We start from the raw sequence: 26,089 nt of genomic DNA on the forward strand, positions 1-26,089 counted from the left end.
ACGACATGATCACAGGATATTGACAGCCACCACAGTGTTGGATTTCAATATGACCACATCGCGATCTACCAGTAGGAGATTGCCCCGAAAACGCGGAGTCGAAGCCCGCAGAGCTTGCCTTACCAAGTGGCGACCAAGGCCCTTACCCGCATATCCCACGTAAGAATTTCTGACCTCGCACCCGCCCGGCTAAGCCAGGCGCAACAAAGGCTTCAGCGGACGTCCTGTTCGAACCTCAACCTGTCGGCAGCACTTGTAGCACCCGTTTCGCGCCGCCGGTCGCCCACGGCGTACTCACCGTCGACACCTCCGCCAGGGCCGGGTATCTCAACTCAGGAGATGAAGTGCGTCTACCAGCACTAACTACCGTCGCCACGCTCCTCGCGGCCGGGGTTCTTGCGATTCCCGGCACCGCGACAGCCCAATCAACGCCCAATCCTGCCACGAAGATCATGGTGACGGGCGATTCGATCACCCAAGGAAGCGCCGGCGACTACACATGGCGACACCGGCTCTGGAAACATCTGACCGCCAACTCCGTCGACGTCGACATGGTCGGCCCCAACAAGAAGCTGTACGACAACGTCCACTCGACCGGCGGCAACCTGGTCGAGAGCGACGCCTATGCGGACCCGGCCTTCGACCAGGACCACAACGCCAAGTGGGGCAGGTTTCTCGGCAGCCACGCCGGTTACCCGACCGGGGCAGCAGACCTGATCAACGGCGACGTACTGGTCTATCAACCCGACTACCTCATCGCCGCATTGGGGATCAACGACCTCTTCTGGTTCTCGACGCGTAGCCCCACGGCAGTTGCCAATGACATGGCAACCCTGATAAGCAACGCCCGAGCGGCCAAACCAGACGTACGGATACTCCTCGTCGCGATACCACCCACAAAGGCAGCACTCGACGATGTGGTCCTTGCCGGCCGAGTCTCCGAATACAACCAACGCCTGGCAACCCTGGCCGCCAGCAGTTCGACGGTGACCTCGCCCATTGCGTACGCAGCGCCACCTGCGGACTATCAGCCCGACTACCTCGCGACCGTTCACGACAGTTACGACGGAACGCATCCCAACGCTCGCGGAGAACTACGGATCGCCGCTGCCGTAGCCGACGTCCTGTCCACCGGCTTCGCACTCGGACCACCTTTTTCGCTGACCCTTACCGGTGTGCCGGTCGGCCCGACGATCGGATTCGCCCTACGGTGCACTCCCGGCGATGGCAAGGCGACACTCGACTGGGATGAGACCCCTGGCGCTACGGGCTACTGGTACCAACGACGCGTCGCCGGCGGGCAGTGGGAGGCGCAGGTCTATCAGCTCACGCTGGCCGATCGACCACTGGAGAATCCCTGGCTCTACAACGGCGTCACCTATGAGTACCGCCTCCAGGCGGCAAAAATGTACGACAAAGGTATCTACTCGAACGTCTGCTCGGTGACGCCGTCCGCTTAGGATCGCGAATACCTCCCGTCAGTCATCGCCAGCAGAAACGATGGCGAAGGCATTATCGCCACGGTCAGGATGTAGGCGGCCGTTTCTGACGTCGTGCTCACCGGACATTGGCAAGTGCACCATCGCTCGGCGGTCGCCGAGCGTCTCAAGCCGTGCCAATCTTGGAGGATAGATGTCCTCGGCACCTCTGTTTCATTCCCGCAAATGGTCCAGAAAGGCCGTGACGGTCGTTGGAACTGTGCTGTGCATGGTTGCGCCCAGCCTTCTGCCCACCACGCCGGTCCAGGCAGCGGCTCCGGTGGGAGGGATGGAACCGGCTGCTCTGGCCACCATGTTCGGCTCGTATGGTGATGCCGGTGGTCACTGGACCGGTGGTGACGGCACGGCATCAGTTCCGCTGCCCGATGGTCGCGTGGTCTGGCTGTTCGCGGACACCTATCTGGGCTCGGTCAACGCGGACGGCAGCCGCCCGGCCTCTGCACCGATGGTGAACAACACGATCGTGGTGCAGGACGGAACGACCCTGACGACAACCCTGCACGGGGGTACCGCCACGACACCCGAAGCGCTGGTCAAACCGGCAGCGAAGGACGAATACTTCTGGGCCGCCGACGGCACGGTCGAAGCCGGATCGCTCAAGGTCCTGTATAACCGCTACCGCCGTACCGGGTCAGGTATGTGGGACTTCTCGCTGGTCGGCACGGCACTGGCCAGTTTTGGGTTGCCGTCCCTGACTCTCAGCTCGGTAGTCGACCTGCCCCTCAATTCGACGATCGCCTGGGGCTCGGCGGTTCTCGAAGGCACCTCCCACACCTACATCTTCGGTAGCTCATCAGACAGCAGCGGAATGAAGTTCGGCCACGTTGCGCGAGTGCCGTCGGGTGGTCTCGGCGGCACATGGGAATTCTGGAACGGAAACTCCTGGTCTGCGACCGAGGCCACCACAGCCCGACTACTGAGCGGCGTCGGCACGTCCTACGCGGTTCAGCAGGTGGGAGACCATTACGTGCTGACCACTCAGGAAAACAACGTAAGCTTCAATCCGCAGTTCGTCGCATACACCGCGCCCTCACCAACTGGACCGTTCAGCGGCCCGATCGACCTGTTCACCGCACCCGAGCAGGGACCCGGAACGTCCGCGTTCGTATACACCGCACGGCTACACCCCGAACTGGCGCGGTCCGGCAAGTTGCTCATGTCATACGACGTCAACAGCTTCAAGGCTGAGGACAACCTGGCCGATGCCCGGCTGTACCGGCCGCGCTTCGTCGAACTGGACTGGCCGAGGCCGCAACCCGACCCAACCAAACTCCCGGCTGCTCCGACTGGCGTGACCGTAACGGCGGATTCGGTCGGCGGTGCCGACCTACAGTGGTCCGCACCTGCCGGCTCCGGCCTGACGTACCGCGTATACCAGCGCGATGTCACCGCCGGGCAGACCCACTTCGTACGTGTAGCTCAACCAACTGAGACTGCTGCGAAGGTCGGCTTCCTCCGGACCGGCCGGACCTACGAGTTTCGGGTCACCGCGCTGAACAACGCCGGGGAAGGACCACCAACAGCAATCGTCAGCACCCAGATCACCATCGCACCACCTTCCGCGCCGACCGGGGTAGCCGCGACCCCGAACAACGCTGGCGGTATCACCGTCTCCTGGACGGCGGTGCCGAACGCTTGGCGGTATGACGTCTACCGTCGCGACGTCACCGCCGGCGAACCTGAACTGGCGATAGTCGGTACTGCCCAATCTGGGCAGACAATCCTCGCAATGCCGGGCCTTGAACATCAGCACGAGTACGAATTCGCCGTTGAGGCGACACACGGCGGCGGTACCTCGCCGCCCTCTCCCCCGGTACGTGCCACCGCTTCCTATGCCCCGCCGGGCGCACCAACCGCCCTCACCGCTACCGCCCAAACCGACGGCAGCATCCGCCTGACCTGGACCGCCCCCACCGAAAACCTATGGTTCCACGTCTACCAACGAGACGTGACCGCCGGCGAAGCCGACTTCACCAAACTCGAATACCCCGTCACCGAATGCTGCACCATGACCGCCGGTCTACTCACCCACGGCCACGAATACGAATACAAGATCACCGCACTGAACGCCGGCGGCGAAGGCACCGCATCGACCACCGCCCGAGCCACCTCCATGCTGGCCCCGCCGGGCGCACCAACCGCCCTCACCGCTACCGCCCAAACCGACGGCAGCATCCGCCTGACCTGGACCGCCCCCACCGAAAACCTATGGTTCCACGTCTACCAACGAGACGTGACCGCCGGCGAAGCCGACTTCACCAAACTCGAATACCCCGTCACCGAATGCTGCACCATGACCGCCGGTCTACTCACCCACGGCCACGAATACGAATACAAGATCACCGCACTGAACGCCGGCGGCGAAGGCACCGCATCGACCACTGCCCGGGCCACCGCAGAGGCACCGTCGCCGGTCGCGCCAACAAACCTGCATGCCACTGCGGGCAGTGCACAGATCACCCTGACCTGGGATTCTTCGGATCCAAGCGCGTGGTACTGGGTATACCTACGAGACGTGACCACCGGCGAGGACTTCCACAAGCTCGAATACCCCGTCATCACCTGCTGCACCATGACCGCCGGCGAACTGACCAACGGACACATCTACGAATTCAAGGTCACCACCATCGGCACCGCCGGTGGGCGCGAAAGCGAACCATCCAACGTGGTGGTCGTACAGCCGGTCGGGCTGGCTCCCGGCACCCCGTCGGATCTGACTGCGCTCGCAGGCAATGGCCAGGTGACCCTGAACTGGACCGCCAGCTCCACTCCAGACTCCTGGTACTGGGTGTACATGCGCGACGTCACCGCAGGCGGCGAATTCCGCAAACTCGAATACCCCGTGACCACCTGCTGCACCATGACCGCCGGCCAACTAACCAACGGACACACCTACGAATTCAAGGTCACCACCATCGGCACCGGCGGCCCCGACAGCAGCCCCTCCAACACCGTCTCCGCCCAGCCGGTCGCCCCGGCACCAGGTGCCCCCGGCAACCTCACCGCCACAGCCAGCAACGGCCAGGTGACCCTGAACTGGACCGCCAGCTCCACACCAAACTCCTGGTACTGGGTGTACATGCGCGACGTCACCGCAGGCGACGAATTCCGCAAACTCGAATACCCCGTGACCACCTGCTGCACCATGACCGCCGGCCAACTAACCAACGGACACACCTACCAGTTCAAGGTCACCGCCGTCGGCACGGACGGTGCCGAGAGTGAGCCTTCCAACACCGTCTCCGCCCGGCCGGTCGCCCCGGCACCAGGTGCCCCCGGCAACCTCACCGCCACGGCCAGCAACGGCCAGGTGACCCTGAACTGGACCGCCAGCTCCACACCAAACTCCTGGTACTGGGTATACGTACGAGACGTAACCAACGGAGAGAGCTTTCGTAAGCTCGAATACCCCGTGACCACCTGCTGCACCATGACCGCCGGCCAACTAACCAACGGACACACCTACCAGTTCAAGGTCACCACCGTCGGCACCGGCGGCCCCGACAGCAGCCCCTCCAACACCGTCTCCGCCCGGCCGGTCGCCCCGGTGCCCGGTGCGCCGTCCGGGCTCTACGCAATCCCAGGGGACGGGAAGGTGACCCTGGTATGGACAGCGAGTTCGACCCCGAACTCGTGGTACCGGGTCTACCTGCGAAACGCCACAACCGGCCAGTCCTGGCAGCAGGTACCAGTGCCCATCAACACCTGCTGCACTTTCACCGCTGGTTACCTCGTCAACGGCCACATCTACGAGTTCAAGGTTGCCACGATCGGCACCGGCGGCGCCGCCGACAGCCCCACGACAAATGCGGTCTCTGCCCAACCGATGCAGCCCGTGGCGACTCCACCATCCAACCTGACCGCCACCGCAGGCGATGGAAAGGCCGTCCTGCGTTGGACAGCCAGCGCAACTCCCCATGTCATGTACTGGATCTACCTGCGCAACGTCAGTACCGGCGGCGGATGGCAACGGCTACCGCTGCCGATCAGCACATGCTGCACCTTCACCGGCAGCTACCTGACGAACGGGCAGACCTATGAATTTGCGGTAAGCGCATTCAACGGCCGCAACGAGTCCGCAACCTCGAACGTGGTTCGGGTATATCCGGCGCCTCCCGCCCCCAACGCACCGGGCAGACCTGTCGCGACAACCTGGCTATCCGCAGACAAGTTGTCCGCCATCACGAGCCTGACCTGGGGCGCGAGCACTAATACTCAATCCGTATTCTATCGACTCGACTACCGGAACTCGACGAGGCAGAGCAACTGGAACAAGATAGAAGTAGGGCCGAACCGCTACTACAGCACGCCGTACTTCATCGGAGGCGACACGTACGAAGTCCGAATCCTGGCATGGAACATGTCAGGCAGCACGTTCAGCAGCTCGACATTCATGGAACCCAAGCGCTCCAAACCCGCTCTATACAACTATTTCACCTACCCGTCAGCAACCAGTCAGTCCGCCTGGCAGAACGCCAAAAACAATTCAGGACGATACAGCGAGTACGGATTCAACTGGAGCGACAACGGATGCAGCAACCCTGCAGATACGAAATTCACCTACGAGTACGGCAACGACTTCTTCCGCGTACCATGCCAACGACACGACTTCGGCTACCGTAATCACGGCAGCACCTGGGGCTACAAGAACGTCATCGACAATACCATGCTCTACGATATGAACCAGCTCTGCGCACACGAGCTCTGGGGCGGGCGACAACGCTGCGAATCCAGCGCATCGAATTACTACTGGGGAGTCTGGCTATTTGGCGGAATCTTCTGGTAGCCGCTATCGCTACAAGCGTCTATCGACGCACACCAATTGACCCAATAGGGCAAGGGGAAATTCGATAGATTGGACGCAACGGAGCCACAGTTCCCTCGCGGGCTGTGGCTCCGGCCTGTCCAGCTGCAAACCCTGACTGCCCCGGCTCATCCCGACGTCGAGATGACGAGGAGCCGCCTGCGGTCAGTAGCCGCCGCCTCCGTCACCGCCACCTATTCCGAGCGCGACAGCGATGATCACTACGACGATCACGACCAACGCGATTATGATCCACAACGCCGTCCTGGACTTGGCAGTGGCCACCCAGATCACCCCCGGGTCGTGTTACCCGTACCAGCGGCGATCATGCCGAACGCTCCGGGCAGGCGGCCTCATGACGCGCCAACCGGCGTACGCCCTAGATGGCTGTCCCCGACTCGGTCCAGTAGCCACCCGCCGGTCAGGGGCCAACGCAGTGCCACCCAAGATACTAACTCGCGACTACTCCACCGATCGCCCTGGTGCTGGCACTCGTGACAGCGATCCCGAAGGTGGCTCCGACGGTGCTCTCGGGGGCGCTGTCGACGAGAGTACAGACGGTGCTCCGGGAGGTACGAAGGGCAGGTCGACGGGCGGGCCGTACTCGATCAGTCGCCAGAGGGCATCGGTGTCCAGATGCTCCTCGACCAGGTCTCCGAGCAGGTCGAGCGTGCGTTCCCGGGCGGCGGCAAACGATGTGTCCGGGGCGGGCCGGAACCCGTGCCGTCCGGCCAGCCGAGCCACCTCGCCCAGAAACCGGCGGCGGAAGCCGTCCGACTCGAACGCTCCGTGCCAGTGGGTGCCGAAGACATGGCCGGCCACCGCACCCTCACCCGCACCGTCCGCGTACGTGATGAACGGGGGCAGGTTCGGGTCGGCCCGGGAGACGTACCCGTGGTGGATTTCGTAGCCGCGTACCGGGACCGTGCCGAAGGCCGTGCCCGCCGAGCGGGTGACCGTCTTGCCGTCCCGGAAGGTGATCTCGATGGGTAGCAGGCCGAACCCCTCGACCGTGCCCCGTCGGCTCTCCACTTCGTCGTGGATCGCCCGCCCGAGCATCTGGAACCCCCCGCAGAGCCCGAGGACCGGCCGGCCGGCGGCGGCGTGTGCCAGCACCGCGTCGGCGAGTCCGGTACGGCGCAACCAGGCAAGGTCATCCACGGTGGATTTCGTGCCGGGCAGTACGACCAGATCGGCGGCGGCGAGTTCGCTCGGCTCGACGGTCAACCGCACCCGTACGCCCGGTTCGGTGGCCAGTGCCTCGACGTCGGTGGCGTTGGAGACCCGGGGCAGTCGGATCACGGCCACGTCCAGCCATTCGGTGCCGTACGGCGCTGCCGGTCGGCCGAGCACCCGACCGTAGGCGAGCGAGTCCTCGGCATCCAGCCACAGGTCGACGTTCCACGGCAGCACTCCGTACGTCGGCCGCCCGGTGACCTGGTGCAACATGTCCAGGCCAGGTTGGAGCAGGGTCACGTCGCCCCGGAACTTGTTGATCACAAATCCGGCTACGAGTGCCTGGTCAGCGGCTTCGAGTAGGGCGAGCGTGCCGAACAGGGAGGCGAATACCCCGCCCCGGTCGATGTCGGCGACCACGATGGTGGGCAAAGTGGCCTGCCGGGCCAGCCCCATGTTGACGTAGTCGGTGTCCCGCAGGTTGATCTCGGCCGGGCTGCCCGCCCCCTCACAGATCACCACGTCGTATTCGGAGCGCAGCTCGGCCAGCGCGGCGAAGGCGGTTTCGGCGAGTCGGGGGCGCAGCAAGCGGAAGTTGCCGGCGTCGACGGTGTCGACCGCCTCGCCCAGCAGTACGACCTGGCTGGACAGGTCGCTGCCGGGCTTCAACAGCACCGGGTTGAACCGCAGGTCGGGGGCGAGTCCACACGCTGCGGCCTGCATTGCCTGGGCCCGGCCGATCTCACCGCCCCGCCCGTCCGGGCCGACCACGACGGCAGAGTTGTTGGACATGTTCTGCGCCTTGAACGGCGCGACATTGACGCCGTGCCGGTGCAACCATCGGCAGATCCCAGCGGTGAGCACACTCTTGCCCGCGTCGGAGGTGGCACCAGCGACGAGCAGGCCGCCGCTTCTCGTGCCCGGTCGAACGCTCACCTTGGCCCTGCCGGCGTTGACTTCCCGGCTGGCATTATTCTCCCGGCTGCCAGCCGGCCGAGGGCCCAGCGGGCCAGCGACCGTCGCGGCTCGGTGGTGGCCGCGTACGTCACGGCGACACCGAGGGCAGCCAGGCCGACAGCACCGGACAACCGGGCGGCCCGCCGGATGTGTCGCGCCTGGGGCCGGGGTCCGTCACCGAGAAATGGGCGTACCTCGGAGCGACCGAAGTAGACATTTCGACCACCGAGGCGTACCCCGAGCGCGCCAGCCATCGCGGACTCACACTGCCCGGCGTTGGGGCTCGGATGGTCGTTGCGGTCACGTCGCCAGACCCGCCAGGCCTCGGCCCGATCACCGTGCACGATCGGGGCGGCGGCGATGGTCAGCAGTCCGGTCGCCCGAGAGGGCACCAGGTTGAGCACGTCATCGAAACGGGCCGCGGCGGTGCCGAACCGTACGTAGCGGGGTGAGCGATGTCCGACCATCGCGTCGAGGGTGTTCGCCGCCCGGTAGCCGAGCAGTCCGGGCAGCCCGGCGATCGCTCCCCAGAACAGTGGCGCAACCACCGCGTCGGAGGTGTTCTCCGCAACCGACTCGACGGTGGCCCGGGCAAGCTCGGTCTCGTCCAGCATTGCCGGATCACGTCCGCACAGGTGTCCGAGCCGGTTCCGGGCAGCCGGCAGGTCGCCTCGACGTAGTGCCTTGCTCATCACGGTGGCCTCGTGCCGGAGGGTACGACCACCCAGCACGGTCCAGGTGCCAGCGGCGACGAGCGCGGCACGGGCTGCCGGGCGTCCCCGGGTGGCGGCCGTGGCGGCTGCCCCGAGCAGCACCGGGCCACCGACCGCCAACGTGGTGTGGATCGCTCCGGACAACCGCCGAGGCTGGTAGAGCCGCCGTTCGAGCGCTGACGCCGCCTGCCCGAACCCGGCGACCGGATGCAACCGGCGCGGGTCGCCGAACAACGCGTCGAGCGCATAGCCGGCGGCCAGCCCCACCGCGTTCGCCAGACCAGTTGTCACCCGCATGCTGATCACCCCCGTGGGCAGCCTAGTGCGATCGCCGCTGACCTGGACCAGCCGCCCAGCCGGGCGGCCGGTGCGGTGAGCAGTAGGGCTGACCGCCGCACCCGCCGTCCGGGTGTCCCGGTCGGCGCCGGCAGGGTGGGAAGGCGGCGGTCCAGACGTCCGCCCTCCCACCCCCCTCGGAGCAGCCGTTCCCGCCGGGGCCATCCGCCGCTGGTCGATGCCCTAGGCGGGAACCGGCACCCGGTTCCGGCCACGCCGTGCCCGGACCGAGCCAACGCCGGCGGCAACCGGGTCGTCCGTCGTCGGTTCCCCTGCGTGTCCGGTCTCGGGCAGCGGATCGGGCTCGGATTCGTCCCCGCCCGGCTCGTCCCCGCCCGGCTCGTCACCGATCGGCCGGGGGCCGTCGTACGGCCCGGACAGGTGCCCGTCAGGCAGGGGCAGGTCGTCGGACAGGGTCAGCTCGTCGGTCGCCGTGGACCGTCCACCGCCCTGCCCGGTGACACCGGAGCCCGGTGCCACGACACCGGCGTGGAAACCGGCCGCGACCGGGGCGTCGCGGAAGTCGGGGTCGTCGTCGAACTGCCGATCCTCAGGACGTGCCGGCGCCTCCTCGTCGGCTACCGACTCGGTGGCCTCACCGTGCACCCGGTTCTCGGCCTCGTCGTCCTCGATCGAACTGGTCGCCATGCTCGGCCGGTTGCGGAGGAACTTGCCCCGCCCCCTGGACAGGTCGTGCCCTACGGCGGCAGCCTCCAACTCGTAGAGGGTGCGGTGGTTGCCCGCGTCGTCGACCCAGTCACGGGTGTACATCCGGCCGACCACGACCACCGGGTCACCGACCATCACCGAGGAGGCGACCCCCTCGGCCAGCTTCCGCCAGCAGTTGACGCGCACCCGAAGGCTGTTGCCGTCCACCCACCGGCCGCTCTCCCGATCGAGCCGCCGCGCGGTCGAGGCCACCTTGAAGTTGGCCACCAGCGTGCCACTCTGGGTGGTACGCCGCCATTCTGGGGCAGTCAGAACATTCCCTACAATTGTCACATTCGTGTCGAACATCGTTCCTCCACGGTCAGGTGTCACCGAGTCGCCACCCAGGGTGGGACCGTGTGAGCCGCCGCTGCGACCGCTCTCGACCGCGCTGTGGACAACCACGTCACCTGTGGAAAAGAACCTGATCAAGCAGGGATGTGCTATGGCCGCTGTGCCGAGATAGCGTCACAGCGTGGAGCCCGATTACCTCGGCACGCCGTACGAGTGCCACACGATCGACCTCGGCCACGACGACGAGGGGCCGGTGGTGGCCACCCTGGTCCGGTGTCGGGCCAACCAGCCCAGCGGCCGGGCGGTGCTCTACGTACACGGCTTCGTCGACTACTTCTTCCAGACCCATGTGGCCGACTTCTTCACCGAACGTGGTTGGGACTTCTACGCGCTGGACCTGCGCAAGTACGGGCGCAGCCTGCTTCCCCACCAGACGCCAAACTTCTGCCGGGACCTGAGCGAGTACTTCCCCGAACTGGACGAGGCGGCCCGCATCATCCGGGACGACGACGGTCACGGCACCCTGCTGACGATCGGACACTCCACCGGGGGTCTGCTCGCGGCCCTGTGGGCACACGCCCGCCGCGACGCGAGCATCGTCGACGGGCTCTTCCTCAACAGTCCGTTCTTCGACTTCAACGTTCCCTGGCTGGTACGTAGACCCCTGGTGGCCGCCGTCTCCCGGTTCAGCCGCCGGGCCCCGTACCGGATCATCCCGATCCGGCTCCCCTCCGTGTACGGCGAGAGCCTGCACGCCGACCGTCGGGGCGAGTGGAACTACAACCTGGCCTGGAAACCGCTCGGTGGCTTCCCGGTACGGATCGGCTGGCTGGCCGCGATCCGCCAGGCGCAACAGCAACTGCGGGCCGGGCTGGCGATCCCCGTACCGGTGATGCTGGCCTGCTCGACGCGCAGCTTCCGCGGCATGCGGTGGCACGAGTCGGCGAGCCTGGCCGACGCCGTGCTCGACGTCGAGCACATGGTGCGCTGGGCACCACGGCTCGGTCGCCACGTCACCCTGGTCCGGTTCGACGGTGGCATGCACGACCTGACCCTGTCCGGGCCAGCCGTCCGTGATCAGGTCTTCACCGAACTCGGCCGCTGGGTCGACGCCTTCCTCCCGGCTGCCAGCAGCCCGGCCGGCGGGTCCGAGAACGCGGCAGCTGGGACGCCGACCTAGCGTCCGCCGCCGAGAGCGGCCGAGGTCACCGCCGACACTCAGCGGCTGTGAAAACCTGATGCTCGTCATCGGTACGTCTGGAAACCTAGGATGTGCTGGCCGGACGGTCACCCCCCATCCAGCCGGACGACCAGCCGGCGGCCCGGGTAACCTTTCGGCGCACCGCACCAGGCGCCCGTAGCTCAGCGGATAGAGCAGGGGACTTCTAATCCCAAGGCCGCAGGTTCGAATCCTGCCGGGCGCGCCACCATCGCAGCTGATCAACAGCATCTTTGCAGGTCAGCGACCTGTCGCCCGATCGCGTCGGGCATCACGGTCTGAGGGCCTCCTGCGGACTCCGGCTGCCGGCTCCCGGCCCGCCCAGCCGGACGGACCTGATCCAGCCGGACGGACCTGATCCAGCCAGCTACTCACAGGCGACACCGTCACCATCCCGGTCGAGCTTGCGGGAATAGCCGGGCTGACCACGATAGAGCGGAGCCTTGCCCGCCGCTCGCACCGCCGCGCAGTTCGCGTAGTACACGCTGCCGCCACCGGATTTCGTCGCGGCCGTCCGTTTCGGGGTCGGCGCGGGAGATTTCGTCGTCGGCCGTCCGGCTGGCGTGGGGGTCGGCTTGACCGGCACGTTGGACAGCGTCGGCAGAACGGTTGCGAACACCCCGCTCCCGGCTGCGGATAGCGTGGGCGTGGGCGAGACCGTTGTCGTCGCCGTCGGCAAGGGCGAACCGTCGGCCGATTGCGTGGTCGACTGTGCCGCCGGATCGACGGATCCGGCCCCGCAGGCGATGACCGTAAGTGCGACAGGCAGCGCGGCGACCATCAGGATTGCGCGGAGTCGTCGATTCATCACCGCGTCAGTGTGTCGCCTGACGCTCCCCGACGACCGCCACTGACCGTACAGAAATCACCACCCACACGGCAGGCGGTTTCACCTCGCTCCCGGTACGAACCCCCGACCGACGACCGGCTCCACCCGGGCTGCCAGCAAAACCCGTCCGCATGCCGCCACCCCGGACCGACCCGGGCACAGCCGCCCGACCATCCAGTTGCCCGGACACTCCGGTCGACCACGACCACACACTGGTCAACACTTTCCGCACTCGCGACGTGACCCTGAGTCTTTTCAATTGATGACCATCACACTAATATGGCGCTCGTGTCCGCCCGCGCCGTTGGCAAGGTCGCCTGCGCTCGCATCGTCGCCCCCGTACACCCTGATTTCTTCGGGTCCACCTTGCTGCGTCACGTCCTGCGGACCGGCGAGCCGAACGAGCGGTACGGACGCGTGTGGCGAATGAGCAAGATAGAGGAGGGATCCGGCTGCCTACACGGCCGGCTGGGTTTCGAACGGGCCGCTGACCAGAATCTGTGGGATGAGGCTGAGCAGGACTTCCGTCGTACGGCCGTGCAGAACGGGTTCGTCTCGCCGTTCGTCATCCGGCTGACCGACCTCGCCGTCGTCTTCCAGCCACGTAAGCAGGAACTACGGGTGGCCTCGTTCGTCGGTGCCCTACGCTCGATCCTCCGGACCCGGAACGCGAACCCGGCCGAGGTCTGGGACGTCGAGTCGTTGACCGGTCAGGTCTCCTTCGAGGACTGGCGACGCACCATCGAGCACGTCACCCACTTCCGTTACCGGATCGATCTGGGGACACAGCAGTCGCCACCGGCCATGGAGTTGACCCGGCTCGTCGCAGCCACCCAACCCGACGTGACCACGCTCGACCTGCGCGCCAAGGACGGCATCGACAGTGACAGTCCGCTCGTCAGGGAAATACTGCGCCACGCTGGGGACGGATTCGGCGACGTACGTGCAGTAGGCCGATGTGCGGGTGCGGTCAGCGCGGAGCGGGTGTGGGAAAGCGCCCTCGGTGGCGAGGTTACGGTTACCGAGGTGTCGGCTGATCCGACAACCGGCGAGGTGAGCCGGGCGAGCCTGCTGGCACAACTCTCGGCGATCCCACCGGTCGACCGGTGATACCGGCAGCGCTGGCGATCGCAATTACGTCGGCGTGGCGCGGATCCCCACCGTGGGCCCAGCGGACAAAGTTGTGCGTAGCCCCGTCGACTGCCATGCAGCCGCACGCGGAGCACCTACGACCACCCGAGTCGGACCTCTTTACCGTCCCGTGACTCCTTCCGGCACAGGGCCTGTGGGAGTCCGACCTACACTCCTTCGCAATGATCACCTCTGTCGAGGGAGGACCATGCCCGTAATCGAGGCGCGAGGTCTGACCAAGACGTTCCGGATGCCCGACAAGCGACCGGGTCTGGTCGGGTCGCTGACCCACCTGGTCCGGCCGAAGCACCGCGAGCGCACTGCGGTAGCGGGTATCGACCTGACCATCGACGCCGGCGAGGCCGTCGCCTACGTGGGCCCCAACGGGGCCGGCAAGTCGACCACGGTCAAGTTGCTCACCGGCATCCTCCAGCCCACCGCTGGCCAGGTCGAGGTCTGCGGCATCGTTCCGCACCGTAACCGGCATGCCAACGCCCGTAACATCGGCGTTCTCTTCGGACAGCGCACCCAACTCTGGTGGGACCTCCAGGTCCGCGACTCGCTGTCGCTCCTACGCGACATCCACCGCATTCCCCGCCGCCGGTACGAGGAAAGGTTGGCCGAGTTCGACGCGCTCCTCGGCCTGGGTGAGCTGCTCCCCGTGGTGACCCGGCGACTGTCGCTCGGCCAGCGGATGCGGGCGGACCTGGCTGCCGCCCTCCTGCACTCACCGTCCGTGGTGTTCCTGGACGAACCCACCATCGGGCTGGACATCATCGCCCGCCAGGCTGTCCGGGACTTCCTGCGGGCCGAGTGCCGCAAGGGTACGACCGTGCTCCTCACCACCCACGACATCGGCGACATCGAAGAGGTGTGCCGCCGCCTGGTGATCATCGACGACGGCCGGGTCATCTTCGACGGTCCGATCGACGTGGTCCGCCAACAGATCGCCCGGGAGCGCACCCTCCACCTCACGCTGGACGCCGAGTGGACCGACGGACTCGACATCGATCTGCCGGGCACACACCTGTCCCTGGGCGTGTCACCACGGCACATCTCGATCGTCTTCGACCGGTCGGCGTACGGTGCGGGCGAGATCGTGGCAGCGGTCTCCAGTCGGGTCCCGGTCGCCGACCTGCGGATCGACGAGCCCTCGATCGAGGACGTCGTACGCCGGGCGTACTCCGGTGAACTCGGTCAGTCGACGTCGGCCACGCCGGCATGAAGCCGTACTGGAGCCTGGCCCGGATGGCCTGGTCCGCCGTGCTGGTCTACCGGGGCGAGTTCCTGCTCCAACTCGCCGGGGTCGCGGTGCAGGCCGTGGCCCTGTTCGCGGTGTGGCGGGCACTGTTCACCGGTGACGGCGGCGGCGAACTGGCCGGCCTGTCCTGGGACCAGATGAAGGGTTATCTCTTCGTCGCCTTCCTGACCGGAACCCTGATGTCGAGCTTCACCGACGGTCAGTTGGCCGTACGGGTGCTGGACGGCTCGGTGGCCCTCGACCTGGTCCGCCCGATCGACTACCAGCTGGCGCGGTTCGCCGAGTCACTCGGCTTCCTCGTCGGTGAACTGCTGGTGGTCGCGGTGATGGGTTCCGTCCTGCTGATGGCGTTCGGTGGTGCACCGCTGCCCGACCCGGGCCAGGCCGGGTTGTTCCTGCTGAGCCTGCTGGCGGTGGTTCCGTTGAAGTTCGGGCTGGTCTATCTGGTGGGGCTGGCCTGCTTCTGGACGGGGAACTTCCACGGCCTGAGCCTGTCCCGGGTCGCGATCACCAACATCCTGTCCGGGGCGCTGGTGCCGATCGCCCTCTACCCCGACTGGCTACAGCTGATCTGCATGCTGTCACCGTTCCCCGGCATCGTCTCCACCCCGGCGCTGATCTTCCTCGGCCAGGTCCGGGGCACCGAGGCGGCCTACCTGATCGGCATCCAACTGCTGTGGATCGCGATCCTCTGGATCGGAACCCGGCTGCTCTGGCGGGTGGCCGTACGCCGACTCGTGGTGCACGGCGGCTGAGATGACCGGACTGCTGGCGGCGGCACGCATCTACCGGAGACTGTTGGCGGCCCATCTGCGTGCCGTCCTCGAGTACCGGGCCGATGCGCTGCTCACGATCGGGGCCACGGTTCTGGGTCAACTCGCCGGGCTGATCTTCGTGGCCACCATCTTCAGTCAGGTACCGGCGCTGGACGGGTGGACCCAGTGGGAGGTCCTCTGCGTCTGCGCGATGGTGATGATCGCCGAGGGGGTCGGTTCCCTGCTGTTCGAGGGGGCCTGGCATCTCAGCGGCCTGGTGAACCTGGGTGCCCTGGACTATCTGCTGGTCCGTCCCTATCCGGTGGTGCTCCAGGTACTGGGCTCGGCGGTGGGCGTCAACGGCCTGGGCAACCTCGTGGTCGGCGGGCTGCTGCTGACCTCCGCGGTCGGGCGCATCGACGTCGCCTGGTCCCCGCTCACCCTGCTCTGGGCCGGGATCCTGCTGGTCAGTGGCCTGTTGGTGAAGATTGCCATCAACCTGGTCACCAACGCGTTGTCGTTCTGGCTGCTGAGTCCGTCGAACTCGCTGGCGGTCAGCGTGCACATGCTGGGTGACCTGGCACGGTATCCGCTGACCGTCTACGGCATGGGGATACGTTCCCTGCTGACCGTCGTACCGGTCGCCTTCGTGGGCTACTTCCCCACCGCAGCGCTGCTGGACAAGGGCGTCTCGACCGCGATCGGCGCATCGACCCCGCTGGTCGCCCTGGCCTGCGCCGTCGGTGCCTGGCGTTTCTTCGAAGCCGGACTGCGTCGCTACGAGAGCGCGGGCAGCTGAGCGGCCTCCCGGTGGCCGCCATCCGACGAAACCGCCTGGTGACGCTGGGCGTCACCAGGCGGGATCCCGTACTAGAAGGTCAACGACCAGGTGGTGAGGGTGCCGGTGTCAGCGCTGGCGGCATCCTGGACACGGAGCTTCCAGGTGCCGTTGGCCACACTGCCCGAGGCATCGACGGTATAGCTGGCGATCAGGTCGTCGGCACTACCACCGGTACGGTTGTGCAGCACGTGTTGGCTGCCGTCCGGCGCGACGAGTGTGACCACCAGGTCACCGCGGTAGGTGTGGGTGATGTTCACGTCCACCTTCAACGTGGCCGGGGCGTTGCCCGTGACTCCGCTGACCGTGATGGGGCTTTCGATCGTGGCGTTGTCGTTGACCGGGAAGTCGGTGTCGTTGGTGAACACCTTCGGCTCCGGCGAGGTGGTCGGCGTGGGCGTCGGCGTACCGGTGGGCGGCGTGCCGACCTTGCCGGTGACCACGAGAGCGAAGTCCACGTCGGTGGCGGTCGTCTCCACGTGACCGTCCGAGCCGATGGTGTCGGCGGAGACCTCGATCGTCCAGGTGCCCGGGGTCGGGTTCTGGATGAACACGTTCTCCACCGTGTCGACGGTGTTGGCCGCGCCACCCGACGTCGACCAGTTACCGGCGTTGAGGCCGTTGTTCCCCCAGTAGACCGTGCCGTTGGGTGCCACCACCCGCAGCGACAGGTCGTTGACCAGCGCCTTTGCCGCACTCGGGGAGCCAGCCGGGTCGGTCCAGGCCAGGGTCGCCTTGAGCGGCTGGGTACCGTCGGTGGTCAGGGTGTAGGTCTTCTTCTGCCCCACCGTCAGCAGTTCGGTCTCGTTGACCAGGATCGGCAGGCCCCAGTTGTTCGCCTGGGCCTGGCTGTAGAGGTTGCCCACGCTCGCCGTTCCCCAGCCCTGGTGCACCCGGGTCAGGTCGTGCGTGGTGCCGCTGAAGGTGTACTGGTTGGCCTGATTGATCATCATCGCCTTGGCCGTGGCCGCGTGCGGTCGTGACGCGAAGACGTCCCGCCCGAGCCCCGGGCCGCCGGCGAAGACCCCGTCAGCCCACATCTGGAACAGCAGCCCGAAGTTTCCGCAGGTGATGGGGGTTGCCCCACTCGTACCGCCGAACGACGAGGTGTAGGAGGTGTTGCTGGTGCTGGACGTGGTGTTGATCTGGTCGTAGTAGTTCGACAGATCCGGCTTCAGGCGACCATCGGCGGCGGGACCGATGCTGGCGCTGTTCGACCACGCGTCATCCGTACGGGAAAGGGTGTTGCGGTGGTACTGGCCACCGACCGACACCACGTTCTTCGACCAGGCCTGCGGCCGTGAGCTGCGCGTACCCGCGTTGCTCTGCGACTGGCAGATCAGGATGTCATGGTCGAACACGATGTCGTCCATGGCCGCGGAGATGGTGGTGTAGCTGGTGGTCAGCGCGTCACCCCAGCTGTTGCTCTGGAACACCGCCCGGTAGTTCTGGTTCGGGTCGACCAGCTGCGCGGTGTGCGCGTAACGGTCGGTGACGGTGCTGTAGGTCGAAATGATGCCCTGTCCCTGGGACAGGAGCCCCCGGTGCTGGGCGGACACACCCTGGGCGAAGATCTGCCCGTAGGTCGACGTCCCGTGGCTGGTGTCGGAGGTATTGGCGCCGTGCAGGATCGGCGGACGGGCGGCGAACTCCTGGTGCGTCGTACGCAGTCCACCATCCATCACCTCACCCCGGACGCCCTGTCCCGCATAGCCCCGCGCGGCTTCGATGACGGTGGCTCCACCGTCCTGCCGGGCGTTGTCCATGTCGGTCTCCGGTGCCGACCAGGCGTCGATGGCGAGTACCGCTCCGTCGCTGGCGATGGTCCTTAGCTGTGCGGCGGTAAGAGTCGCCTCGATCAGGCCCTTGCTGGCCGAGGCCAAATGTACCGATCCACCGAGCTTCTCGATCTTGTTGATGACCGCACCCTGGTCCGCCAGATCCCGGTTGACCAGCGAGATCCGGACCCGACCGGCGGCCACTCCGGGCGCGACCTTGTCCGCCGCCTCGTAGCCGCCCACCCAGCGGATGAAGGGCAACGCCCGCACGCTCTCCAGCAGGGACGCGTCGAACCGCGCCACGTAGGCGTGGTCCGGAACGTACGCCCCGAGCTTCACACCGAGCCGCCGCAACTCCTTGCGCTGGCTGTCGAGTGGCGCGTTCGTGAACTGGAGCAGGTAGGCGGTCCTGGCTCCGGTCGCCATGGTGTCGGCCGTGGCGAGTGGGTCGAATGCCCGGTTGCGGAGGTGGATCTGGGTGGCCTGCGGGAGTTGGCGGCTCCACGTACGGCCGTTGTCGGAACTGACCTGGAAGAAACCGTTGCCGGTACGAACCTGTTCGGCTTCGCCCGGCAGGGTGAGCACGTCCTGCCCGTGGGCGGTCGTGCTCGACACCGCGACCAGGGCGGTGAGAGCCAGGGCCCCGGCAGCGCTAGCTACCAGGGCACGGTGAGGTTTCCGCACTGGGATGCCTCCTCGGGTTGGGGGTTGCCCAAGAGGCTAACGTCTATATATTTCGATGCATAGATCTAACTGGTTGCGGAGTCACGACCAGTCGACCGGCAGTCGGAGTCTGCCCCGGACCAGGTCTGCGTCGGGATGACCAAGTTCGTCGAGGATGTCCAGCGCCCGCCGCCACGCGTGCCGGGCCAGATCCGGGTCGCCCGCCGCCTGGTGACTGTCGCCGACGTGCGTGAGGCTGTCCGCCTCGTAGTAGCGGTCACCCGCGTCGCGGAACAGCTCGATCGCCCGTTGGTAGCAGGCGATCGCCTGCCGATGGTCGCCGAGATGGTGGTGGGCGTAGCCGAGACTGTCCCAGGTGTTGGCCTCGCCGACCCGGTCGCCGACCTCCCGTAACAGGTCGAGTGCCTGCTGGCAGCACCGAAGCGCCTGTGCGTGGTCGCGTAGCTGGGCATGCTGCCAGCCGACCGAGTTGAGCGCCCTGGCCTGCATCGCCCGGTCACCGACGGCTTCGAACCGGTCGAGCGCGCGCTGCGCGTGGGCGAGACCCTCCTGGTGCCGCCCCTGACGCGAGAACAGCCAGGCGATGCTGCGGTCCGTGTGCGCCTGCCCCGCCGTGTCGCCGAGCTCGCCGTAGAGATCCGCCGCCATCCGCAACTGGGCGTGCGCATCGGCGAACCGGCCCAACTGGGCGTGGGCGCGGCCGAGACCGCAGTGCACCTGGGCCGCCGTCTGCCGATCGGCCAGCCGTCGGGCGGCACCGAGTGCGATCTCGTGGATCACGACCCAGTCGTGCCAATGTCCCCGGCGGTCGAAGAAGTCGGCCACGGTCCAGGCCAGCCGCCATGCATGCCCGTCCACTCCCTGGTCGGCGGCCCAGGCGATGGCGTTGAGCAACACCGGATGCTCGGTGGTGAACCAGGCCATCGCCTGCTCGTCGTCGGCCAGCGCCACCGCCGTGACGCCGGGCAGGGCGGGTTCCAGCTCGATCAGGTCGCGGATGGGCTGCAACAGCCGGGCACCGGCGAACGCGGTGTGCAGGTAGCCGTCGAGCATCCGCCGCGTCGCCGCAGCACGATCCGCCGGACCGTCGAGGTCGTGGGTCAACTCGGCGGCGTAGGCCCGCAACAGGTCATGGAACGTGTACCGGCCGGGTGCGGGCTCGATGAGCAGATGGGCCCGGGTCAACTCGGCCAGCAACGCCCGGGCCTGGCGCACCGGGAGGCCGGCGAGACTGGCAGCGGCGGGTACCGCGATGTCCGGACCTGGATGCAGCCCCAGCAGCCGGAACAGCCGGCCGGCCGGCGGGCTCAACGCCCGGTAGGACCAGGAGAAGACCCCCCGTACGTCGGTGGTCGGATCACCACCATCGAAGGCATCCAGGTCACCGGCGGCATCCCGCAGCTCATCGGCCAGTACGTCCAGCGGGAACCCGGGGCGCGTCGCCGCCCGGGAGGTGGCTATCGCCAACGCCAGCGGCAGCCGGGCACAGCTGGTGATGATCTGGTCGACCGCATCCGGTTCCTTGGCCACCCGGTCGGCTCCCAGCCGGCGGGCCAACAGGTCCCGGGCCTCCTGTGGGGACAACAGGTCCAGGGCCAGCGGGTGGGCCCCCTCGGTGGCGACCAACGGGGCGAGTTGGTTGCGGCTGGTCACCACCGCTAGACATCCGGCCGAACCGGGCAGCAGGGGGCGCACCTGCTCGGCGTCACGGGCATTGTCCAGCAGTACGAGTACCCGCTTGCCGGTCAGCAGGCTGCGGTACAGGCCGGCCTGCGCGGCCAACCCGGCCGGAATGCGTTCCACCGGAACCCCGAGGGCGTCCAGGAATCCGCGCATCGCCTCGGCCGGTGCCATCACCGACCCGCCAGCGTCGAACCCGCGCAGATTCACGTACAGCTGGCCGTGCGGAAAACGGTCGGCGACCCGGTGCGCCCAGTGCACGGCCAACGTCGTCTTGCCCACCCCCGGCGTGCCCGACACGGCCGAGATGACGACCGCCGTCGGATCGGCCTCATTCGCCCGGTCCAACAGGTCGTCGAGCCAGCGCAGCTCGCCCATGCGGCCGGCGAAGGCGCCCACCACCGGTGGTAGCTGCGCCGGAACCGACGCGGGTGCCGGTACGTTGGCCACCTCGATCACCGGCGGGGGCAGGTCGAGGGACGAGTCGTGCAGCAGAACGGCGCCTTCCAGCTCACGTAGCGACGGACCCGGCTCGATCCCCAACTCGTCGCTGAGCCTGCGGCGCAACCTCCGGTACGTCGCCAGCGCGTCGGACTGACGGCCGCAACGGTAAAGCGCGATCATGAGCTGTTTGTGGATGTGCTCGTCGAGCGGGTGCTCCCGGGTGAGGGTCTCCAACTCCGGCACCAACTGTGCATGCTCACCGAGCGCCAGGCGGGCGTCCACCAGCCCCCGTACGGCGACCAGCCGGATGTCCTCAAGGCGTTCGGCCTGCCGGCCCAGCCAGTCGAGGTCGGTGACGTCCACCAGCGACGGTCCCCGCCAGAGGTCGAGCGCGGCACGCAGGCACGTGACGGCATGCACATGGTCGACCGACCGGGTGCCCTCCCGGATGAGCCGCTCGGCAACCTCCACGTCGGTGGCCCCGGCCGGGACGTCCAGTACGTAGCCGGGTGGACGGGCCACGATCGCCGCCCGCTCGCCGATCATGCGGCGCAGGTACGACACATGGCTCTGCAGGCTGTTCAGCACGGTCGCCGGCGCCTGGTCTCCCCAGATCACATCGACCAGGCGGTCTGTGCTGACGATCCTGCCCCGATGCAGCGCGAGGACGGCCAGCACAGCCTTGCGCCGCAACCCGGCGAGCGCGCGAGGCGTCCCGGCCACGGTCACGTCGACCGGTCCGAGCAGCCTGACACGCATAGGCCCGCCCCCGCCTCGACCGCAAGCTTGGCCTCAGGCTATCGGCACGCCCGGCACCCCTGGACGACTCAGTCGTACACCGGACCGTGGCGGTGTTTCAGCGCCTCGTCGGTTCCGCCTCTGGTTCGACTGCCCGTGACGCCGGGTCACCGGCGCCCGGCGGTCAACCCCGGTCAGCCGTCACGTGTGCAGCGCGGGCAGCGAGCAGTTCCGGCAGGTGCTGCCGGGTCCAGGCGCAGCAGACCGCCATGGGTCCCAGCAGCGTACGGCCGAACGGGGTCAACCCGTACTCCACCCGGGGCGGGATCTCGGCGTACGCGGTACGGCTGATCAGCCCGTCGCGTTCCATCGCCCGCAGCGATTCCGTCAGCACCTTCGGGGTGATGCCACGTAAGGGCACCTGGAGTTCGGAAAACCGACGGGGCCCGTCCAGCAGGCAGGCGATGATCTTGCTGGTCCACTTGTCACCGACCCGGATCAGCGGGGTGCCGGGGGCGCAGGCGGCGAACATGTCGGGATCGAGTGGCTGCCTCACCGGCCAAAGGTACGTAACTATCGTTGCAGTAACCAGGGGTCCGCCGGTTACCGTCCGCGCACTGGCCGGCGAAGACCGCCGGCTCTGTCGAACGGAGCCCTCGAATGAGCAGGATCGTCGTCTTCGGTGCCGGTGGACGGGCCGGCCGGCGGGTGGTCGCCGAAGCCGTTGCCCGTGGTCACCGGGTCACCGCCGTCGTACCCGACCCGGCCACCGAACAGGATCTGGCGGGCGGCGCCGTCGCGCTCGTCGCCGGTGACGTCACCCGGGCCGACAGCGTCGCGACCGTCGCCGCCGGGCACGACGCCGCCATCAGTACGGTCGCCCGGCTCGACGTACCGTCGGAGGAGTTCTACGTGAGCGCGGCGCACGCGCTGCTCGACGGCCTCGGGCAGGCTGCCGTCGGTCGACTGGTACTGATCGGCATCGGCACCATCCTGGAGACCGCGCCGGGCGTACGGGTCCATGACGCACCGGGCTTTCCGGCCGAGGGTCGCGCGTTCTCCCTCGGGCACGCGGCAGAACTCGACGTGCTGCGTACGTCGGACACCGGAACCGACTGGCTGATGATCGCCCCGCCGCCGACCCTGTTGGACGCGGAGGCGGAGCGCACCGGCCGGTACCGGGTCGGCGCCGATGGCCGGGTGCTGCCCAGCGCGGACGGTACGGCCCTGTTCTCCTATGCCGACCTCGCGGTCGCGCTGGTCGACGAGGTCGAGACCCCGAAGCACCACCGGACCCTGATCGCGGTAGCGCCCTGATCCGGACGGCCGGGTAGGTGCCGTCGAGCGGCACGACCCCCCTTGCTACCTCCTGGTCTTCCTTCCCGGCGGCGGTGCCGGCGGCTTGTGCGTCACCTGCCCGGCCCTGGTGGGCGTCGGTTTCGTGGGGAGCCTGGGGTACGTCGGCGGGACGGCGGTCGGCGTGCCGCCGTCCCAGGGCGGCGTGGTGGGCGGGAGCGTCGGTCCCGACGCCGGCAGGAAGTCGGTCGGCTGCGCCGGACGCTTCTGGGTCGGGGCTGGACGCTTCGGGGCCGGGGCTGGACGGGCCCCGCAGGCAGTGATCGTCAGTACGACGGGCAGCACGGCAACCACCAGCGCCGCCCGGAGTCGTGGATTCGTCACCGCCCAAGTGTGACGGTCGACGCCAACCCGGCGGGTTCCACAGCGGACGGCCGCTGCCGCGGGTGCCCGTCGACGGTGTCGTAGCCGGCCGCACTACCCCTTCGGGGCGACGGCTCCGTCGACGGTACGCAGCACCAGGCGGAGCACCTCGTGCCGTGACTCGCCGGTCTCCGCAACGTAGCTCCAGCCCGCGTAGAGCTGGGACCAGAGCACGCTCTGCACCCAGGTCGGCGGCAGTTCGGTGTCGATGGTGCCGTCCCGGTGGCCGCGTTCCACCAGGGCGGTGAACCGCGGATCGCATTCCCCGTCGTCGCTCCACGCCGGATCGGTGACGAGTTGTGGTTCGTTGAAGATCAGGGAGAGCAGGTCACCGAGGTCGAAGTATTCCTGACAGAGCCGCCGCAATGCTGCGGCACCGGTGCCGTCGTCGAGTCGGGCCCGTTCAGCAGCCTGGTTCATCCGGCGCTGGCCCTCTTCGCTGATTGCCGTCAGCAGGTCGGACCGCTCGGAGAAGTAGCGGTGCAGGGTGGTACGCCCGACGTCAGCCGCCACCGCGATCTCCCCGAGGGTGGCAGCGGCGTTCTGCCCGAGCACCTCGATGGCCGCGTCGATGATCGCCTGCCGGGTACGTGCCCGGCTGCCGGTCTCCCTAACCTCGCTCACGCGGACAGGTTATCAACAGCCCGATTCGGAAATTGGTTTGATCGTTTTGGAACACGTGTGTTCCACTAGTGGGCATGAGTGCCCCAGGAGCAGACATCTCCCTTCCGCGCCTCCGGTTACTTGTCTCGTTCATCCGGCCGCACTGGCGAGTGATGCTGCTCGGCCTGGTGCTCGGTCTACTCGGCAATGCCGTCGGTCTCGCCACTCCGATGGTCACCAAGTGGGTCCTCGACTCACTCGGCGCCGCCGGCTCCATGACCGAGCCGATCGTCGCACTGGTGGCGCTGGTCATCGTCGGTGCGGGAATCACCCTCTGGCAGTGGATCCTGCTCGGCACCCTCGCCGAACGGGTGGTGCTCGACGCCCGTACCTCGATCATCCGGCGCTACTTCGCCGCCAGGATCGCCGAGCTGACCGGACGACCGACCGGCGAACTCGTCACCCGGGTCACCTCCGACACCGGGCTCCTGCACCAGGCGTCCGGCAGCATCATCGGGCTGATCAACAGCTCCCTGGCCCTGATCGGCACCCTCGTGCTGATGGGCGTACTCGATCTGGTGCTCCTGGGTAGCACCCTGGTCGCGGTGATCATCGTCGGCATCATCATGGCGGTGCTCATGCCGTCGATCGCCAAGGCGCAGGAGGCGGCACAGGCATCGGTCGGCCGACTCGGTGGCGCCCTCGAAGGGGCGCTGCGCGCGATCCGTACGGTCAAGGCCAGCCGCGCCGAGGCCCGCCAGGGCGACCGGATCATCGCCGACGCCCGGGACTCGGCCGCGCACAGCGTACGGGCGGCCCGCCGGACCGCCTCGGTGTGGACGATCACCTGGACCGGTATCCAACTGTCGATCATCGCCATCCTCGGCATCGGTGCCTGGCGGGCGGAACTCGGTCTCCTGGAACTGTCGAGCCTCATCGCCTTCCTGCTCTACGCCTTCCAGCTGATGGGCCCGATCAGCGAGCTGACCCAGAACGTCACCGCCCTACAGGCCGGCATCGCGGCCGCGTCACGGATCCGGGAGATCGAGGCCATCGACGTCGAGCCGCGCCAGCCGGCCACGCCCACGGACACCTCCGCCACCGGGCCGGCCCGGACCGACGACCTGCCGGTGCTGGTCTTCCGCAACGTCACCGCCCGGTACGCACCGGACACCCCACCCGCCGTACGGGGCATCAACCTGGAGATCCCGCGACGTGGGCACACCGCGATCGTCGGCCCCTCCGGCGCCGGCAAGACGACGCTCTTCTCACTCATCCTGCGGTTCCTCGAACCCCGGGACGGTGAGCTGCTGCTCGACGGCCGGCCGTACTCGACCTACACGCACGACGAGATCCGGGCCAGGTTGGCGTACGTCGAACAGGAGACGCCGGTCGTACCCGGCACCATCCGCGACAACCTGCTCTTCACCCATCCGGACGCCACCGACGACGAACTGCGTACGGTTCTGACAGCGGTCCGGCTGGACGAGAAGATCGACTCCCTCGACGAGGGCCTGGACACGTCGCTCTCCTCCAGCGAGGTCTCCGGCGGTCAGCGGCAGCGGATCGCCCTGGCCCGCGCGATCCTGCGTACTCCGGACGTGTTGCTACTGGACGAGGCGACCGCGCAGGTCGACGGGCTCACCGAGGCCGCCCTGCACGACTGCATCCGCCAGCGTGCCGCCACGGGTGCCGTCGTCACCATCGCCCACCGGCTCTCCACCGTGCTCGACGCGGACAGCATCGCGGTCATGGAGGACGGACGGATCCGCGCCCAGGGCACCCATTCCGAACTGCTGGCCAGCGACGAGCTCTACCGCCAGCTCATCGAGGCGCTGCGGATCGCGGACTCCCGGGAGCCGGACCAGCAGTCGACGGACGACCTCGCGATGGCGGCTGCCCGACGCTGACCACTGACGACAC

Annotated in this window: 18 protein-coding genes and 1 tRNA gene; 10 read left to right on the plus strand and 9 right to left on the minus strand. The window is 67.5% G+C overall.

The features are described 5' to 3' along the window. Window positions 1-344 precede the first annotated feature (344 nt). The gene (locus tag ACFQ4H_RS12280; protein WP_377570221.1) at window positions 345-1,460 is read left to right on the plus strand and encodes an SGNH/GDSL hydrolase family protein; all 1,116 of its coding nucleotides are present in this window, start codon (window positions 345-347) and stop codon (window positions 1,458-1,460) included. Between the two features lie 1,195 nt (window positions 1,461-2,655). After that, window positions 2,656-6,285, plus strand: a complete 3,630-nt coding sequence (locus tag ACFQ4H_RS12285; protein ID WP_377570386.1) for a phospholipase A2 — start codon at window positions 2,656-2,658, stop codon at window positions 6,283-6,285. 480 nt (window positions 6,286-6,765) lie between these two features. Here ACFQ4H_RS12285 and ACFQ4H_RS12290 read toward each other — a convergent pair whose 3' ends face one another. The 3 genes from ACFQ4H_RS12290 to ssb form a co-directional block, all read right to left on the minus strand. After that, a complete protein-coding gene (locus ACFQ4H_RS12290) occupies window positions 6,766-8,415 on the minus strand; it encodes a cobyric acid synthase (RefSeq protein WP_377570222.1) in 1,650 nt (549 codons plus the stop codon). Then, a complete protein-coding gene (locus tag ACFQ4H_RS12295) occupies window positions 8,412-9,446 on the minus strand; it encodes a cobalamin biosynthesis protein (RefSeq protein WP_377570224.1) in 1,035 nt (344 codons plus the stop codon). The genes ACFQ4H_RS12290 and ACFQ4H_RS12295 overlap by 4 nt, the downstream gene beginning before the upstream one ends. A gap of 222 nt (window positions 9,447-9,668) precedes the next feature. Next, window positions 9,669-10,502 (minus strand): single-stranded DNA-binding protein, encoded by an 834-nt coding sequence (ssb, locus tag ACFQ4H_RS12300; protein WP_377570227.1) that lies wholly within the window; start codon window positions 10,500-10,502, stop codon window positions 9,669-9,671. A 166-nt stretch (window positions 10,503-10,668) separates the two neighbouring features. Between ssb and ACFQ4H_RS12305 the strand changes: the two genes are divergently transcribed. Further along, a complete protein-coding gene (locus ACFQ4H_RS12305) occupies window positions 10,669-11,667 on the plus strand; it encodes an alpha/beta hydrolase (RefSeq protein ID WP_377570230.1) in 999 nt (332 codons plus the stop codon). A 171-nt stretch (window positions 11,668-11,838) separates the two neighbouring features. Then, window positions 11,839-11,914, plus strand: a tRNA-Arg gene (locus ACFQ4H_RS12310). Between the two features lie 159 nt (window positions 11,915-12,073). On the opposite strand, the gene ACFQ4H_RS12315 is transcribed toward ACFQ4H_RS12310, so the two are convergent. Next, window positions 12,074-12,487 (minus strand): excalibur calcium-binding domain-containing protein, encoded by a 414-nt coding sequence (locus ACFQ4H_RS12315; protein WP_377570232.1) that lies wholly within the window; start codon window positions 12,485-12,487, stop codon window positions 12,074-12,076. A 336-nt stretch (window positions 12,488-12,823) separates the two neighbouring features. On the opposite strand from ACFQ4H_RS12315, the gene ACFQ4H_RS12320 reads away from it, so the two are divergent. The 4 genes from ACFQ4H_RS12320 (at window position 12,824) to ACFQ4H_RS12335 (ending at window position 16,481) form a co-directional block, all read left to right on the plus strand. Next, window positions 12,824-13,645 (plus strand): hypothetical protein, encoded by an 822-nt coding sequence (locus tag ACFQ4H_RS12320; protein WP_377570233.1) that lies wholly within the window; start codon window positions 12,824-12,826, stop codon window positions 13,643-13,645. A 229-nt stretch (window positions 13,646-13,874) separates the two neighbouring features. Then, window positions 13,875-14,891, plus strand: a complete 1,017-nt coding sequence (locus ACFQ4H_RS12325; RefSeq protein WP_377570235.1) for an ABC transporter ATP-binding protein — start codon at window positions 13,875-13,877, stop codon at window positions 14,889-14,891. Next, window positions 14,888-15,682 (plus strand): ABC transporter permease, encoded by a 795-nt coding sequence (locus ACFQ4H_RS12330; protein WP_377570237.1) that lies wholly within the window; start codon window positions 14,888-14,890, stop codon window positions 15,680-15,682. The genes ACFQ4H_RS12325 and ACFQ4H_RS12330 overlap by 4 nt, the downstream gene beginning before the upstream one ends. Window position 15,683: 1 nt before the next feature. Then, window positions 15,684-16,481: an ABC transporter permease gene (locus ACFQ4H_RS12335; RefSeq protein WP_377570239.1), complete on the plus strand. Its 798-nt coding sequence runs from the start codon at window positions 15,684-15,686 to the stop codon at window positions 16,479-16,481. Between the two features lie 71 nt (window positions 16,482-16,552). On the opposite strand, the gene ACFQ4H_RS12340 is transcribed toward ACFQ4H_RS12335, so the two are convergent. The 3 genes from ACFQ4H_RS12340 to ACFQ4H_RS12350 all read right to left on the minus strand — a co-directional run bounded on the left by ACFQ4H_RS12340 (window position 16,553) and on the right by ACFQ4H_RS12350 (window position 22,400). Further along, complete coding sequence (locus tag ACFQ4H_RS12340) at window positions 16,553-18,982, minus strand: proprotein convertase P-domain-containing protein (protein ID WP_377570240.1); 2,430 nt, start codon at window positions 18,980-18,982, stop codon at window positions 16,553-16,555. 81 nt (window positions 18,983-19,063) lie between these two features. Next, window positions 19,064-21,865, minus strand: coding sequence for an AfsR/SARP family transcriptional regulator (locus tag ACFQ4H_RS12345; protein WP_377570242.1), 2,802 nt, complete (start codon window positions 21,863-21,865; stop codon window positions 19,064-19,066). 163 nt (window positions 21,866-22,028) lie between these two features. Continuing rightward, window positions 22,029-22,400, minus strand: a complete 372-nt coding sequence (locus tag ACFQ4H_RS12350) for a winged helix-turn-helix transcriptional regulator (RefSeq protein ID WP_377570243.1) — start codon at window positions 22,398-22,400, stop codon at window positions 22,029-22,031. Window positions 22,401-22,504: 104 nt separating this feature from the next. On the opposite strand from ACFQ4H_RS12350, the gene ACFQ4H_RS12355 reads away from it, so the two are divergent. After that, a complete protein-coding gene (locus tag ACFQ4H_RS12355; protein ID WP_377570244.1) occupies window positions 22,505-23,161 on the plus strand; it encodes an NAD(P)-dependent oxidoreductase in 657 nt (218 codons plus the stop codon). A 45-nt stretch (window positions 23,162-23,206) separates the two neighbouring features. On the opposite strand, the gene ACFQ4H_RS12360 is transcribed toward ACFQ4H_RS12355, so the two are convergent. Together ACFQ4H_RS12360 and ACFQ4H_RS12365 are read right to left on the minus strand one after the other, a co-directional pair. Continuing rightward, window positions 23,207-23,524 (minus strand): hypothetical protein, encoded by a 318-nt coding sequence (locus ACFQ4H_RS12360; protein ID WP_377570246.1) that lies wholly within the window; start codon window positions 23,522-23,524, stop codon window positions 23,207-23,209. Window positions 23,525-23,617: 93 nt separating this feature from the next. After that, entirely contained in the window at window positions 23,618-24,187 is a 570-nt protein-coding gene (locus ACFQ4H_RS12365) for a TetR/AcrR family transcriptional regulator (protein ID WP_377570247.1), read from the minus strand. A 74-nt stretch (window positions 24,188-24,261) separates the two neighbouring features. On the opposite strand from ACFQ4H_RS12365, the gene ACFQ4H_RS12370 reads away from it, so the two are divergent. Next, window positions 24,262-26,076 (plus strand): ABC transporter ATP-binding protein, encoded by a 1,815-nt coding sequence (locus tag ACFQ4H_RS12370; RefSeq protein WP_377570248.1) that lies wholly within the window; start codon window positions 24,262-24,264, stop codon window positions 26,074-26,076. Window positions 26,077-26,089: the final 13 nt, after the last annotated feature.

The organism is Micromonospora sonneratiae (assembly GCF_042679305.1).
Classification (GTDB): Bacteria; Actinomycetota; Actinomycetes; order Mycobacteriales; family Micromonosporaceae; genus Micromonospora_H; species Micromonospora_H sonneratiae.